Origin of the sequence: Nocardia sp. CDC153 (assembly GCF_035818515.1) — a bacterium.
Taxonomy (GTDB): domain Bacteria; phylum Actinomycetota; class Actinomycetes; order Mycobacteriales; family Mycobacteriaceae; genus Nocardia.
The window spans coordinates 1,242,228-1,256,465 of sequence record NZ_JAYKYU010000001.1; the positions used below are offsets into that span (position 1 = coordinate 1,242,228).

15 protein-coding genes, 1 tRNA gene, 1 other RNA gene and 1 pseudogene are annotated in these 14,238 nt (G+C 65.9%); 14 read left to right on the plus strand and 4 right to left on the minus strand.

The features are described from left to right. Nucleotide 1 precedes the first annotated feature (1 nt). On the minus strand, nucleotides 2-787 hold the full coding sequence (hisN, locus tag VMT65_RS05600) for a histidinol-phosphatase (RefSeq protein ID WP_326306824.1): 786 nt from the start codon (nucleotides 785-787) through the stop codon (nucleotides 2-4). 59 nt (nucleotides 788-846) lie between these two features. Continuing rightward, nucleotides 847-1,440 (minus strand): NADPH-dependent FMN reductase, encoded by a 594-nt coding sequence (locus VMT65_RS05605; RefSeq protein WP_326306825.1) that lies wholly within the window; start codon nucleotides 1,438-1,440, stop codon nucleotides 847-849. A gap of 144 nt (nucleotides 1,441-1,584) precedes the next feature. On the opposite strand from VMT65_RS05605, the gene VMT65_RS05610 reads away from it, so the two are divergent. From VMT65_RS05610 to ssrA, 12 genes and pseudogenes are all read left to right on the plus strand, one after another. After that, the gene (locus VMT65_RS05610; RefSeq protein ID WP_326306826.1) at nucleotides 1,585-2,442 is read left to right on the plus strand and encodes a helix-turn-helix transcriptional regulator; all 858 of its coding nucleotides are present in this window, start codon (nucleotides 1,585-1,587) and stop codon (nucleotides 2,440-2,442) included. A gap of 64 nt (nucleotides 2,443-2,506) precedes the next feature. Then, complete coding sequence (gene prfB / locus VMT65_RS05615) at nucleotides 2,507-3,631, plus strand: peptide chain release factor 2 (protein ID WP_326306827.1); 1,125 nt, start codon at nucleotides 2,507-2,509, stop codon at nucleotides 3,629-3,631. Nucleotides 3,632-3,635: 4 nt separating this feature from the next. Then, the gene (locus VMT65_RS05620; protein WP_326306828.1) at nucleotides 3,636-4,496 is read left to right on the plus strand and encodes a mechanosensitive ion channel family protein; all 861 of its coding nucleotides are present in this window, start codon (nucleotides 3,636-3,638) and stop codon (nucleotides 4,494-4,496) included. A 247-nt stretch (nucleotides 4,497-4,743) separates the two neighbouring features. Continuing rightward, a complete protein-coding gene (ftsE, locus tag VMT65_RS05625) occupies nucleotides 4,744-5,433 on the plus strand; it encodes a cell division ATP-binding protein FtsE (protein ID WP_326306829.1) in 690 nt (229 codons plus the stop codon). Next, on the plus strand, nucleotides 5,433-6,338 hold the full coding sequence (ftsX, locus tag VMT65_RS05630) for a permease-like cell division protein FtsX (RefSeq protein ID WP_326306830.1): 906 nt from the start codon (nucleotides 5,433-5,435) through the stop codon (nucleotides 6,336-6,338). The genes ftsE and ftsX overlap by 1 nt, the downstream gene beginning before the upstream one ends. 109 nt (nucleotides 6,339-6,447) lie before the next feature. Then, nucleotides 6,448-8,274, plus strand: a pseudogene (gene recQ / locus VMT65_RS05635) (DNA helicase RecQ); the annotation flags it as partial. A 397-nt stretch (nucleotides 8,275-8,671) separates the two neighbouring features. Further along, nucleotides 8,672-9,085: a hypothetical protein gene (locus VMT65_RS05640; protein ID WP_326306831.1), complete on the plus strand. Its 414-nt coding sequence runs from the start codon at nucleotides 8,672-8,674 to the stop codon at nucleotides 9,083-9,085. A 15-nt stretch (nucleotides 9,086-9,100) separates the two neighbouring features. Continuing rightward, nucleotides 9,101-9,418: a hypothetical protein gene (locus VMT65_RS05645; RefSeq protein WP_326306832.1), complete on the plus strand. Its 318-nt coding sequence runs from the start codon at nucleotides 9,101-9,103 to the stop codon at nucleotides 9,416-9,418. 112 nt (nucleotides 9,419-9,530) lie between these two features. Beyond that, nucleotides 9,531-9,603 (plus strand) — tRNA-Glu (locus tag VMT65_RS05650). Nucleotides 9,604-9,980: 377 nt separating this feature from the next. Further along, complete coding sequence (locus VMT65_RS05655; RefSeq protein ID WP_326306833.1) at nucleotides 9,981-10,667, plus strand: slipin family protein; 687 nt, start codon at nucleotides 9,981-9,983, stop codon at nucleotides 10,665-10,667. A 32-nt stretch (nucleotides 10,668-10,699) separates the two neighbouring features. Further along, nucleotides 10,700-11,176 (plus strand): SsrA-binding protein SmpB, encoded by a 477-nt coding sequence (smpB, locus tag VMT65_RS05660; RefSeq protein ID WP_326306834.1) that lies wholly within the window; start codon nucleotides 10,700-10,702, stop codon nucleotides 11,174-11,176. Nucleotides 11,177-11,290: 114 nt separating this feature from the next. Continuing rightward, nucleotides 11,291-11,663: a transfer-messenger RNA gene (ssrA, locus tag VMT65_RS05665) on the plus strand. Between the two features lie 37 nt (nucleotides 11,664-11,700). Here ssrA and VMT65_RS05670 read toward each other — a convergent pair. Together VMT65_RS05670 and VMT65_RS05675 are read right to left on the minus strand one after the other, a co-directional pair. Beyond that, nucleotides 11,701-12,924 (minus strand): tyrosine-type recombinase/integrase, encoded by a 1,224-nt coding sequence (locus VMT65_RS05670; protein ID WP_326306835.1) that lies wholly within the window; start codon nucleotides 12,922-12,924, stop codon nucleotides 11,701-11,703. Then, entirely contained in the window at nucleotides 12,911-13,462 is a 552-nt protein-coding gene (locus VMT65_RS05675; protein WP_326306836.1) for a hypothetical protein, read from the minus strand. Before VMT65_RS05675 ends, VMT65_RS05670 begins: the two co-directional genes overlap by 14 nt. Nucleotides 13,463-13,588: 126 nt before the next feature. Between VMT65_RS05675 and VMT65_RS05680 the strand changes: the two genes are divergently transcribed. Then, a complete protein-coding gene (locus tag VMT65_RS05680) occupies nucleotides 13,589-13,768 on the plus strand; it encodes a helix-turn-helix domain-containing protein (protein ID WP_326306837.1) in 180 nt (59 codons plus the stop codon). A 101-nt stretch (nucleotides 13,769-13,869) separates the two neighbouring features. Further along, on the plus strand, nucleotides 13,870-14,076 hold the full coding sequence (locus tag VMT65_RS05685) for a hypothetical protein (protein WP_326306838.1): 207 nt from the start codon (nucleotides 13,870-13,872) through the stop codon (nucleotides 14,074-14,076). Nucleotides 14,077-14,238 lie beyond the last annotated feature (162 nt).

Below are 14,238 nucleotides of genomic sequence, written 5' to 3' on the forward strand. Positions count from 1 at the left end.
GTCAGGCCTGCAGCGCGGCGAGCACCTGGTCCTGCAGATGCCCGTTGGTGGCGACCGCGCTGCCCCCGTGGGGACCCGGCTTGCCATCGAGCGCGGTGAAGGTGCCGCCCGCCTCGCGAATCAGAATGTCGAGCGCTGCCATGTCCCACAGGGACAGTTCGGGTTCGGTGCAGATATCGACCGCACCCTCGGCCAGCAGTGTGTAGCCGAAGAAGTCGCCGTAGCCGCGAACCCGCCAGACCTCGTCGGTCAGCGCGATGAGTTTGGCGCGCCGGCCGATGGCACGCCAGCCGGACAGGCTCGAGATGGCGAGACTGGACGCACCGAGCTCGGCCACCGCGGAGACGGAAATGGCCCGCGGCTCGCCCTGCTCGAAACTGCTCCACGCCCCCGCCCCGGAGGCCGCCCACCAGCGCCGGGCCAGCGCGGGCGCGCTGACCACGCCCACCACCGGCACCCCGTCCTCGAGCAGCGAGATGAGCGAGGCCCACACCGGCACCCCGCGCACGAAGTTCTTGGTCCCGTCGATCGGATCGATGACCCACTGCCGCCCGCTGAATTCGACGTCGCCGCCGAACTCCTCGCCGAGCACCAGGTCGCTCGACCGTTCGGCCCCGAGAATCTCGCGGACCTTCCGCTCGACCGCCAGATCGGCGTCCGAGACCGGCGTCAGATCCGGCTTGGAATCGATCTTCAGGTCGAGCGCTCCGAACCGCTCACGGGTAATGACGTCGGCCGCGTCGGCCAGCTGCAGCGCGAGTTCCAGGTCAGCGGAGTATCGGGTCACGCCCCAGCACGTTAGTCCAGTCCAGTTAACGATGGGTGTCCTCCCGGCACAACATCGAACTAGGCGGAAACGGACACCCCGCGGGCGGCGGTGAGAGCGGTTGCCCACCAGTGGAGTTGGTCCAACATCACGGCCGCGGCGCGGTCGAACTCGGTGGGATCGAGCAGCTGGCCGTCCGGGCCGAAGTGCAGGAAGTAGCGGGGGAACGAGACGTAATCCTTCACCGTGTGCGCGTTCAGTTCGTTGAACACCGCGCGCAGGCCTTCGATGGCCAGTAGACCGCCGGACTTGCCGCTGTACCCGACGAAACCGATGGTCTTGCGATCCCACTGGGTGTAGTGCCAGTCGATCGCGGTCTTCAACGACGCCGGGAAGCTGCGGTTTATGTCCGGCGTCACCACGACCATGGCGTCGGCGGCGGCCAGTCGCTCCGACAACTCCGCGGTATTGCCGGGCCGCACCGGATTCGGCTCCATCAGCGGCGACACCGCGGGGAGCGCGTGCGGCAGCGGGTAATCCGCCAGGTCGATCACATCCACCTCGAACGCCCCGTGGGCGCGGGCCTGCTCGGCGAACCAGTTCGCCACCACCGGTCCGAAGCGTCCCTCCCGGACGCTGCCGATGATCACCGCGAGGCGCAGAGTGCTGCTCATTGTGGGTCTCCTTCGAGATTCGCCGCGACCGGTCGGCCGCTCGAGATCAACTCTGCGATCCGGCGAAACCGCGAGGGAGACCACGCTGAGAGTGGTAGTGCCAGGGACACCATAAGAATCGCGCCCGTTGCTAGCGTCGAATACGTGAGCGAGAACGAGCTGGGACTGTTCCTGCGACTGCGCCGCGAGGCGATCACACCCGCCGAGGTGGGCCTGCCCACCGGTGCCCGCCGCCGCACCCCCGGCCTGCGTCGCGCCGAATTGGCCACGCTCGCCGGGGTTTCCGTCGAATACCTGACCCGCCTCGAGCAGGGACGCGACCGGCATCCCTCCGCGCCGGTCCTGATCGCGCTCGCCGACGCGCTGCGTTTGACCCCGGCCCAGCGGGTGCATCTGCTCAATTTCGCCAAGGCCGGGGACCCGAACTACAACTGCCGCGGCGGTTCCGGACCCAACCGCCGCATTCGCCCGGCCGTGCGCGCCATGCTCGACCAGCTCGAACCCGCACCCGCCGCGCTCATGAACCGCCTCAGCGAAATCCTCGCGGTGACCGACGGCTACCGCGCCCTCTTCGGCCCGATCGGCCTGCTCGACGACGGACTGCCCGGCAGCTACGCCCGCTACGTGCTGACCGATCCGCGCGCCCGCATCGCCTACCCCGACTGGGACCACAAGGCCGACAAGGTCGTCGCCACCCTCAAACAGGGCCCCGGCCGCGCCGACCCCCACGTCAACGCCCTGTTCGAGGAGCTGACCGCGACCGTCGGCCCCGAATTCACCCGCCGCATGGACACCATCCCCGGCCTCCCCGACACCAATGGCGTCGGCCGCCTCACCCACCCCGAGGCCGGACCGCTGCGCCTGGCCTACGAAACCCTCACCCTCTCGGCCGACGACGACCAATTCCTCATGGTCTACCTCCCGGCCGACGACGCCACCGCCCAAGCCTTGGACCGCCTGGTCGGCCGCCGCCCGGGCGGCCTGCGCGCCGTCGCCGGTTGAGCGCGAACGCGGCTCGACCGCCGAAGTTTCAGCGTTATGTCCCGGGGCGGTAGATTTGAACACCGTGCATCCTGACGTTTCCGCTGACTTGGCCGAACTCGACACGACTCTGAAGACCATCGAGTCTGTGCTCGACATCGACGAGCTGGCGCGCCGCATCGACGAGCTGGAACAGCAGGCGGCGGACCCGGAGCTGTGGAACAACCAGGAACACGCCCAGGCCGTGACCAGCGAGTTGTCCCACGCGCAGAGCGAATTGCGCCGCGTGCGCGATCTGCGTCAGCGCCTCGAGGACCTGCCGGTGCTCTACGAATTGGCCGAGGCAGAGGAGGGTGCGGATCAGGCCGCCGCCCTCGCCGACGCCGATGCCGAGCGGGCCAGTCTGCACGCCGATGTCGAGGCCATGGAGGTCCGCACCCTGCTGTCGGGCGAGTACGACAAGCGTGAGGCGCTGGTCAATATTCGCTCCGGCGCGGGTGGCGTGGACGCCGCGGACTGGGCGCAGATGCTCATGCGCATGTACATCCGCTGGGCCGAGTCGCACAAGTACCCGGTCGAGATCTACGACACCTCCTACGCGGAAGAGGCGGGCATCAAGTCGGCCACCTTCACGGTGAAGACGCCCTACGCCTACGGCACGCTGTCGGTCGAAATGGGTACGCACCGACTGGTCCGTATCAGCCCGTTCGACAACCAGGGCCGCCGCCAGACCTCCTTCGCCGAGGTCGAGGTGCTGCCGGTGGTCGAGACCACCGACCACATCGAGATTCCGGAGAACGAGGTCCGTGTCGACGTCTACCGGTCCTCGGGCCCCGGCGGCCAGTCGGTCAACACCACCGACTCCGCGGTCCGCCTGACCCACATTCCGACCGGTATCGTCGTCACCTGCCAGAACGAGAAATCCCAGCTGCAGAACAAGATTTCGGCCATGCGCGTGCTGCAGGCCAAGCTGCTGGAACGCAAGCGACAGGAAGAGCGCGCCCAAATGGACGCGCTCAAGACCAATGAGGGCGCGTCCTGGGGCAACCAGATGCGCTCCTACGTATTGCACCCGTACCAGATGGTGAAGGATCTGCGCACCGGCTACGAGGTCAACAATCCCTCGGCCGTGCTCGACGGCGACATCGACGCCTTCATCGAGTCCGGCATCCGCTGGCGCATGCGGGAGCAGTCCACGACCCAGGGGTAGACGCATGCATTCGATTCTCGCCGCGGGCACCGGAGCCGATTTCGGGAACTGGCTACGATCCAGCGGTCTCGAGATCGTGCTGCTGGTGGTCGGCGCCATGCTGTTCAGTCGCGGCGCCACCTACGTCCGCGACCGCATCACCCGCAAGATCGACTCCGGCTTCCGCAGCAGCGATTCGCTGGTGCGTTCCGAGGCGGCCAAACACCGACATGCGTTGGCGCAGGTCATCACCTGGGTGCTGCTGTCGGTCGTGTACTTCCTGGTCTCGCTGGAAGTGTTGCGCCGCTTGGGTTTCGAGCTCGGCGGTCTGGTGGCTCCGGCCGCTGTCCTCGGTGCCGCACTGGGTTTCGGCGCACAGCGCATCGTGCAGGACCTGCTCGCGGGATTCTTCCTGATTACCGAAAGACAGTACGGCTTCGGCGATGTCGTGCGGATCGCAGTCACTGGAAACTCGACCGAGGCCGAGGGTACGGTCGAGGACGTCACGTTGCGCATCACGACTCTGCGTAGCGCCGACGGTGAAGTGATAATCGTCCCGAACGGTCAGATCGTGAAAGTGACCAATCTGTCGAAGGATTGGGCGCGCGCCGCCATCGACGTGCCCGTCCCCGCCACCGCCGACATCAACAAGGTCAACGAGATCCTGCACGACGTGGGCGCCAAGGCCTTCGCCGATCGCAAGCTGAAGGCCCTGCTGTTGGACGAGCCCAGCGTGATGGGTGTCGAAGATCTCACCGTCAACCAGATGAACATCAAGATGGTGGCAAGGACGCTACCGGGCAAACAGTTCGAAGTCGGGCGAGAGCTGCGGGTGCGAGTGGCCGCGGCCCTACGCCGGGAGGGTCTCAGTGACGGAGCTAGTTAAGAGAGCACGGAAGTCCACGGCGTTGAGAATACGGAAGTCCACGGCGATCCTGATGGCCGTGTGGGTGGGAACGTTCGTTCTGTACATCTTCGTCAAGCCCACAGAACACGAGCCCAAGACCACCCCTCCGATCGTGAACACCATGCTCAGCAACTATCTGCCAAACACTTCCGAGCCGACCAAGCATTGAGTTGACCTCCGCGCGGTGTAGTCAGCCATGCGGCCGCGCTGGCTACACTGGCTCCCCGTGATAACCCTGCGCAACGTCACCAAGTCGTATCAGACCTCGACGCGGCCGGCGCTGGACAATGTCTCCGTTGATATCGGAAAAGGCGAGTTCGTCTTCGTTATCGGCCCCTCGGGGTCCGGAAAGTCCACGTTCATGCGGCTGCTGCTCAAGGACGAGAAGCCGACCACGGGTGAGGTGTGGGTCGCCGACTTCCGGGTCGACAAGCTGCCCGGGCGCAGGGTGCCCAAGCTGCGCCAGCGCATCGGCTGTGTGTTCCAGGACTTCCGGCTGCTGCAGCAGAAGACCGTCGAGCAGAATGTGGCGTTCGCGTTGGAAGTGATTGGCAAATCACGAGCATTCATCAATCGCTCGGTGCCCGAGGCGCTCGACATGGTCGGGCTCGCGGGCAAGGCCGACCGACTGCCCGGCGAACTCTCCGGCGGTGAACAGCAGCGGGTGGCGCTCGCGCGCGCCTTCGTGAACCGGCCGCTGGTACTGCTGGCCGACGAACCGACCGGCAACCTCGACCCGGAGACCAGCGCGGACATCATGACCTTGCTCGAACGCATCAATCGCACCGGTACCACGGTGGTGATGGCCACCCACGACAACACCATCGTCGACGCCATGCGCCGGCGCGTGGTCGAACTCGACCGCGGGCGCATCGTGCGCGACGACGAGATGGGCGTCTACGGGGTGGGCCGGTAATGCGCGTCGGATTCCTGTTCAGCGAGGTCTTCACCGGCCTGCGGCGCAATGTCACCATGACCATCGCCATGATCCTGACCACCGCGGTGTCGCTGACCATGCTGGGCGGCGGTCTGCTCGCGGTGCGCATGGCCGACAAGATCCAGGACTACTACGTTCAGCGCGTCGAGATTCGGCTCTATCTCGACGATCAGGTGTCGAAGACCGATCCGGACTGCACCGGGCAGCCGTGCGCGGCTCTCATGTCGGATCTGAAGAAGCACGCGCATGTGGCGAGCGTGCAGTTCGTCAACAGCGCCGACGCGGTGAAGGAGGTCAAGGAGACCACCTTCAAGGATCAGCCGGGGCTCGCCGACGAGGTGAGCAAGGACGGGCTGCCTGCCTCGTTCCGGGTGAAGCTCGACGACGTCACCGAATACCGGTCCATCTATGACGATTTCTCCAAGCGGCCCGGGGTCATGACGGTGCTCAACGATATGGACATCGTGGACCGGCTGGTCAGCTTCTTCGTCGGATTGCGCAATGCCGCATTCGGTTTGGCGGCGCTGCAGGCGCTCGCCGCCTTGCTGCTGATCGCGAACATGGTTCAGGTGGCGGCGTTGGCGCGCAAGACCGAGGTCGGCATCATGCGACTGGTCGGCGCCACGCGGTGGTACACGCAGCTGCCCTTCCTGTTGGAAGCGGTGCTGGCCGCCTTGGTCGGCTCGGTGTTGGCCATCGCCGGATTGTTCGTCGCGCAACCGCTGGTGATCAACCGGGCGCTCGGCTCGCTGTTCAATGACCAGGTGCTGCCACGCATTACGAGCGATGACATTGCGGCCGTTGCGATGATCGTCACACCGATCGGTGTCGGATTCGCCGCGCTGACGGCATACGCCGCGTTGCGCTACTACGTCCGCGAGTGAGGGTGCGAAGTTCGGCGATTACGCGCCAACGGGGTTCAGGCTGTCGGATGGTGTCCGTAGGATTGCGGCCGTGAGCGCGCCGGAGGTCGAAACCGTAGCTGTCGGAAACCTGGGTGACGCCGGAAATGATCCGGCACACCAGGTTTTGCGAAAGACCTTCGGGTACGACAGTTTTCGCGGGCCGCAGCGGGAGATCGTCGATCAGGTGATCTCCGGCGGCGACGCGCTGGTGCTGATGCCCACCGGTGGCGGCAAGTCGCTGTGCTATCAGATTCCGGCGCTGGTGCGGCCGGGCGTGGGCGTGGTGATCTCGCCGCTGATCGCCCTGATGCAGGATCAGGTGGACGCGCTCAATGCCGTCGGCGTGCGGGCGGGCTTCCTGAACTCGACACAGTTCCCGGACGAACGGCGCACGGTCGAGGCGCAATTCGTGGCGGGGGAGCTGGATGTGCTCTACCTCGCACCGGAGCGGCTGCGGCTGGATTCGACGGCGCAGTTGCTGGACCGCGGCAAGATCTCGGTCTTCGCCATCGACGAGGCGCACTGTGTGTCGCAGTGGGGCCACGACTTCCGGCCCGATTACCTGGGGCTGTCGATGCTGCACGAGCGTTGGCCGGATGTGCCGCGCATCGCATTGACCGCGACGGCGACCGAGGCGACCCGCAAGGAGATCGCCGAGCGGCTGGATCTCACCCGGGCCAAGCATTTCGTGGCCAGCTTCGATCGGCCGAACATCCAGTACCGGATCGAGGCCAAGAATCGGCCGGAGCACCAGCTGCTTTCGTTCATTCGGAACGAGCACGCCGGGGACGCGGGCATCGTGTACTGCCTGTCGCGCAACTCCGTCGAGAAGACGGCGGCGTTCCTGACCGCCAATGGTGTGGAAGCCGTGCCGTATCACGCGGGTCTGGACAATCGCACCCGCGCGACGAACCAGGCGCGCTTCCTGCGCGAGGACGGGCTGGTCGTGGTGGCCACCATCGCGTTCGGCATGGGCATCGACAAACCGGACGTGCGCTTCGTCGCGCATCTGGATCTGCCCAAATCGGTCGAGGGCTACTACCAGGAGACCGGTCGCGCGGGCCGCGACGGCCAGCCGTCCACCGCGTGGATGGTCTACGGCCTCAGTGACGTTGTGCAGCAACGGAAGATGATCGACTCCTCCGACGGTGATGCCATGCACCGCCGCCAGCTGCAACTGCACCTGGACGCCATGCTCGCGCTGTGCGAGACCGTCCAATGCCGCCGCGTCCAGCTGCTCGCCTACTTCGGTCAGCAGGGCGAGCGCTGCGGCAACTGCGACACCTGCCTGAACGCACCCGAGGCGTGGGACGGCACCGTGCCCGCCCAGAAGGTGCTCTCCACCGTGCTGCGCCTGAAACGCGAACGCGGCCAGAGCTTCGGCGCGGGCCACATCGTCGACATCCTCATCGGCAAGCGAAACCCCAAGGTGGAGCAGCACGCCCACCACGAGCTCAAGGTCTTCGGCATCGGCACCGAACTCCGCGATATCGAATGGCGCGGCGTCATCCGCCAACTCCTGGCCCAGGGCCTGCTCGCCGTGCACGGCGACTACGGCGTCCTCACCCTCACCGAGGCCAGCAACCAGGTCCTGTTCGAAAAGCGCGAAGTCATGCTCCGCCGCGAACCCGAACGCGCCAAGGCCGCCCGAACACCCAAGCCCGCCAAGGCTTCCCGCCTCGCCGCCGCCGACCTGGATCGCGCCGACACCGACCTGTTCGAAAAACTCCGCGCCTGGCGCGCCGCCACCGCCAAGGAACAGGGCGTCCCGGCCTACGTCGTCTTCCACGACGCCACCCTCCGAGAAATCGCCACCCGCAAACCCGCCACCCTCTCCGACCTGGCAGGCATCTCCGGCATCGGCGAGAACAAGCGCGCCAAATACGGCGAGGGAGTACTCGAGGTCGTCGCCAACGCGACAGGCACCGCCGCGGGCGGCTCGGCGGGAGCCAGCGATGGCGGTCTGGCCGGCGCCCTGCGCGAAACACTCAGCTCCCCACCGACTTCCGCGGCCTCCCCGACGGCTCGGTCCGGCTCGTCGGCGAGTGGTTCGCGCTTCTCGGAGGGATCCGCCCGTCAGGCTCCCGACTCGAGCGACCGCGGTACCTCCGCACAGTCGTCCCGGAGCGCCGGTCGTGGGCCCGCCACCAAATCCACCGCGTCCGAATCGCGAGATACATCCCGTTTCGGCGCGATATCGGCAGCGAACAGTGCCCCCGTCTCGCCCCCACCGCCATCGAATTTCGCTGCGGCCGACGAGATCCCGTGGCCCGACGAGGCCCCACCCGACTTCGACGACCTCCCGCCCGACTATGCGTGAGCCCCAGCCCGCCCCGGATGCCGGCAACATCACCTTCGATGCCCTGTTTCATCGCACCCCGGTGCAGTGGGGCATGCGTGGTGATCCACACCTGTGGGACGCGTTGCGCGAGCGGTTCCGCGGACAGCCGGTACCGCGCGAGTTCTGGGACGTGCGCGACGCCGTCGAGGCGGGCATGGCGGAGATCCTCGGCGTCGATCTCGACACGGAACTGAGCCGGGGAACCGATCACCTCCAGGTGCCGCGATTCGAAATGGGTTCCGGCATGTCCGACGGAACCGTATCGCTGCGCTGGTGGCGGGAGACCGGCATTCCGGTGCTCATCGACCGTGCCGGTGCCGTACAGGCCGGCGAGCTGATCCCCCGCCCGCCGGACTTCGATCATCTCCCGCCCGACTACCGATAGGCAGGTGGCAGCCCTATGAGCATCGATATGCGGAAGGTGGCCGCTGAGATTCGGGAGCGGTTGGGGGATGCCGGGTTTCCGGAGGAGGGGGCCGCGAACCGGTCCGTGCTGGCGCTGGCCGAGGAGGCGGGGGAGTTCGTCGGCGCGTATCGGCGGTGGTCCGGGCAGGCGCGGCGGACGGGGACATTCGAGGAGATGCGGGCGGAGTTGGCCGATGTGGTGATCGTCGCTTGGCTGGCCGCGGGCGAGCTGGGCATCGATCTCGATGCGGCGGTCGCGGACAAGCTGGCCGTGATGTCCGAACGTGGCTGGCGGGATCCGGTAGCCGAGTGATCGTGCGGGCGCGGTGAGCTCGCGCACGGCGCTCAGCAGCGGATTTGGTTGCTGGGCGGCGGCAGGATAAGCTTTCGGAGCTGCCGCGGTCGAAGATCGCAGCAAGCGGCCTGGTCCCGTCGTCTAGCGGCCTAGGACGCCGCCCTCTCAAGGCGGTAGCGCGGGTTCAAATCCCGTCGGGACTACTGTGAAGGCCCTTCAGTGAAAACTGAAGGGCCTTTTCGTATTTCATACCCGGATCTCCGGCGCGGAAAATCATTGGCGCGCAGCCGGATGCGCTCGCTACCGTTGATCTCGGCCGTTGCCAAGGGGCGCACCGGAATCTCCGGACCGCGTTCCCCGCGTCGGGTGCGGCCTTTCCTGGTGACGCAGACCAAATCTGCCGAGGTTCGACTCCTTGACGTGATGCGCCCTGCCCGGTCGTGGGCGGTGTCACGGCTCTGCGAGCTCTCCGGCCGATGCCATTTCGATGGCACGGACGGGGGAGGCTCCCGCCGTGCGCCGTGGCCGGGCGGGGCGTATCCGGTCGTGCCCGAAAACCAAGTACCGGAAGGAGATTGGCATGTTCAACAAGTCCACCTACACCACTGTCATGGACTGGCAGCGCACACTGCTGTTCCGTGACGGCGTTCTCCAGCAGGTGCTGGAACCGGGCCGCCACCGCTACGACACCGAGCGCTGCACCCTGGTCACCGTCGACATGCGCCCGCGGGTGCTCCAGGTCGGCGGCCAGGAATTGCTGACCCGCGACGGCCTCTCGCTGCGCGTGAGCTTCGCCGCCGACTGGGTCGTCACCGATCCGGTCGCGTTCACCACGGGTGCCCAGTACTCCGAGACCGTCCTCTACGGCGCGGTCCAGGAGATCGCGCGCGACCTCGTCGCCGCGCACACCCTCGATGAGCTGGTGGCCGACCGAACCCTGCTGGGCACCGGCAAGGCCGCGGTCGCCGCGCAGGTCGAGCACCTCGGCATCCGTGTCGACAGCCTGCGCGCCAAGGACCTCATGCTCCCGGGCGAGCTTCGCAAGGCCGCCCTCGAGACGGTCCTGGCTCGTGAGCGCGGCCGCGCCGAGCTCGAGCGCGCCCGCGCCGAGGCCGCCGCCCTGCGCTCGCTGGCCAACACCGCCAAGCTGGTCACCGAGAACCCGGCCCTGCTGCGCCTGCGCACTTTGCAGGTCGCCGCCGTCCCGGGCACCAAGGTCGTCCTCGACGCCACCGTCGCGGAGCGAGACGCCACCGTCGCGGAATAAACCGCTGGCCGTGGTCATTAGAGTTGACCGTTATGAAGGAAAAGGGTCGCAAGGTGATCGCCAGCAACAAGAAGGCGCGGCACAACTACTCGATCCTCGAGACCTACGAGGCCGGGGTGGCGCTGGTCGGTACCGAGGTGAAGAGCCTGCGCGAGGGCAAGGCCTCGCTGGTCGACGCCTACGCCTCCATCGATGACGGCGAGGTGTGGCTGCGCGGCCTGCACGTCCCCGAGTACGGGCACGGCACCTGGACCAACCACGCCCCCCGGCGTACCCGCAAGTTGCTGCTGCACCGTCGCGAGATCGACAAGCTGCTCGGCAAGACCAAGGAGTCGAGCCTGACCCTGGTCCCGCTGTCGATGTACTTCTCCGACGGCAAGGTCAAGGTCGAGCTCGCCCTCGCCAAGGGCAAGCAGGACTACGACAAGCGCCAGGACCTGGCCCGCCGCGACGCCGAACGCGAGGTCACCCGCGAACTCGGTCGCCGCATCAAGGGCATGCGCGGCTGATCCGGAGTCCGGCCGGTCGGGGGCGCGTTATTGGAATGAACCAAGGTTTGTTCGGTGTTAGGATAGGTAGCCCGGTGCGAGCCGGGTTGTTCATCTGAATCGTTGAACACAGACGGGGCTGAACGGTTTCGACTGCGTACGTTGATTCAGGGGAAGCGTGTCGGTGCAGGCAGGAGACCACCGTATAAGCGTCGCTGTAACCCTATAAGCGCCGATTCCAATCAGCGCGACTACGCTCTCGCTGCCTAAGCAACGAAGCGTGTCTGTCAGCCCGGGTTCGCCCTCGACCCGGTCCCTGGCATCAGCTAGAGGGCTCTACCATCCGACCCGGTCGCGGGGCCGGACGGGACATCAAACAGCGACTGGGATCGTCATCTCGGCTTGTTCGCGTGACCGAGAGATCCAAGTAGAGGCATAGCGAACTGCACACGGAGAAGCCCTGAAAATGCGGCGGAGGACCCGGGTTCGATTCCCGGCAGCTCCACCAAGGCCCTTCACCTGTTAACGCAGGTGGGGGGCCTTTTTCATGCAGTGACTACCCGGAGATCGGGCCGGGTGCCCACATTTTGCCCACACTTGGCAGCCGCGGCTCGGAATCCAGCGCCCATCCGATCGGCCACGCCGTCGAGATCGTCATCGAACAAATGCCCGTAGTTGTCGAGCGTCATCGACGCCGACTTGTGCCCGAGCTGGCGTTGGATCGTCTTCACGTGCGCGCCGCTGGCGATCATGAGCGATGCCGCAGTGTGGCGCAGCTGGTGAGCCGTCACCCGCGGAAACGTCGGCGGCCCATCAGGCTCGCCCTTGTCGTTGAGCGGAGCGGACGCCGCAATGCGCCGCTCGACCGCCTTGGAGAACCAATGTGTTGTCGTCGGCGGCCGGATCGGCGTTCCGTCCGGCCGTGACCACAACAGCCCTACGGAATCGCGCTGTGCCGCGACTACTGGGCCTAGCAGTTCGGCAACTTCGGCCGGGATCGCGACCGATCGCAACTCCCACGTCTTCGGGGTGCCGATCACGGTACGGGAGTTCACCTTTGACGCCGATCGAACCACGTGGATTCTTCGGCGCCGGAGGTCAACGTCACGCGGCCGTAGCGCGGCCATCTCACCCCACCGCAGACCCGAGTACGCCAGTAGCATCACGATCTCGTTGCCCCTGCTGCATTCGGCCGCAAGGTCGGCCACCTGGTCGTGCGTGAGATAGACGTGATCAACGGGCGTCCGCTTCGGAATCTTCACGCCCCGCGCGGGATTCGCGGGTATCCGCTTCTGAGTAACGGCGTCATCCAAGATCGATACGAGCACTGAGTGTATGTCGCCAACCGTGGAGGGGGACCGATCGATACTGGTGATCCAGTTCCGGACTTCCGTCCCGTCTATCGACATCACCTGTCGTCCACCCCAGAACGGTTCGACGTGCACGCGCCAAATCGATTCGACGCGTGTCTCCCACGACTCCTTGTCGAACACCTGACCAGCGAGCCAACTTGCGCCGATCTCGGCGACCGTCATGCGCCCCATAGCTGGCGCGACATAGTCACCGGTCAGCTTCTTGACCTCGACTGTTGCCGCGAACGTCTTGGCGTCCTCCTTGCGCTGGAATCCGCGCTTGTCGGTCTGTTTGCCATCAGGCTTGCGGTACCGCACTCGGAACAGCGTGTGGTCCTTCTTCCGGCACGCTTCTTCGATGTCCGGGCCGCACAGCTTCTTACATGCCGCAGTTGGGTACGGCTCAATCGTCGCCATCTGAAACCGCCTGTTGCTCTTCGTCTTTCATCGGTCCGTCGTGGAGCCATCCCATTTCGCGGACCTGCCGAATCCATCGTGTCGCTGTGGGGCGAGTAAGTCCGAGTCGCTCTTGTACGTACTTCGCGGGAGGCAATCCAAGGGCGCTGGCCACCTGATAGCTGCTGGCCACGAATTCGAGAGCACGGCCATCGCGTATGCCGGCCTCGCGGATCTCAGTGACCTCGGCTGGATCGCGCGTCATCAGGTTTGCGCCGAGTGCGTTGTGGGCGTGATCCGGTAGGTGCTCGGCGATTAGTCCGGCCACCCGGACCGCGCGCAGCTCGGTTCCGGTGACTGCGCGCCCCGGCTGGAGAGATTCGACAGCGACTTGAGCGGGGTACACCTTCGCCCCGTCGAACAAGATCTCAATCTTGGTTTCGAAGCCTGGTTCGGGGTGGTCGGGGACTGAGAGTAGCGACGGAATCGGCAGGTAGACGCCTGGTGCTACCTGGGTTTCCCTGGACTCGGGGGAGCGATGGAGGTTCGGCTGGTTCACGGGTACGAGTCTGTGTGATGCAGCTTTGACAAGCAAGCATAGATGACGCGTGATCCTCTCTTGACGCGTATGCATCACTCTGGTTTACTGCCGTTGATGCACCTGCGTCAAGAGAGGATCATAGAAGTGGACAAGCTGCTGACTCCCGTCGAACTGGCGGACTATCTGCGCGTCACTACGGCCACTTTGGCCCAAGACCGCTATCACCGGCGCGGCGTTCCGTACGTCAAGCACGGCAATCGCGTCCTCTACCGCGCGTCGGATATTGAGCGCTACCTCGAAACGAATATGCGGGCTACGGCGTGACATCGCCTCCGCTGAGTCGGAACGAAAGCGGCCCGGAGAGCGGGTGCAACCGCTTCCGGGCCTTGGAATCCCACATCTCACGTAAGAAGAGAGTTCCCGAAATGAGCCTAACCCACCCCGACCGGCCTCGTTACGGACGGATCACCGGCGACGTGACCGTCACCTACGAAGACAGCCCCGACTATCCGGGCGAGCCGATCAAGCTCGAAGCCGCCGGGGAAACCGCATACCTCAGCGTTGCCGAGGCGGAGCAGCTTGTCGATGACCTGATCGGCCTTCTCGTCCACCGGGGAGGTGAGGCGGCATGACCTCGATACCGCGCCAACTCCGCAATCGCCGCGCCGTTGCCTGCCGACTGCCCGGTGGCGACCCGTGGACGGCCGACCTCCGCGCCGAAGATGCGGAGCTCACACCGAAAAAGCTCGACGCTTGGGCTCACGCAGCGAATTACATTGCAGTAGAGGGGATTA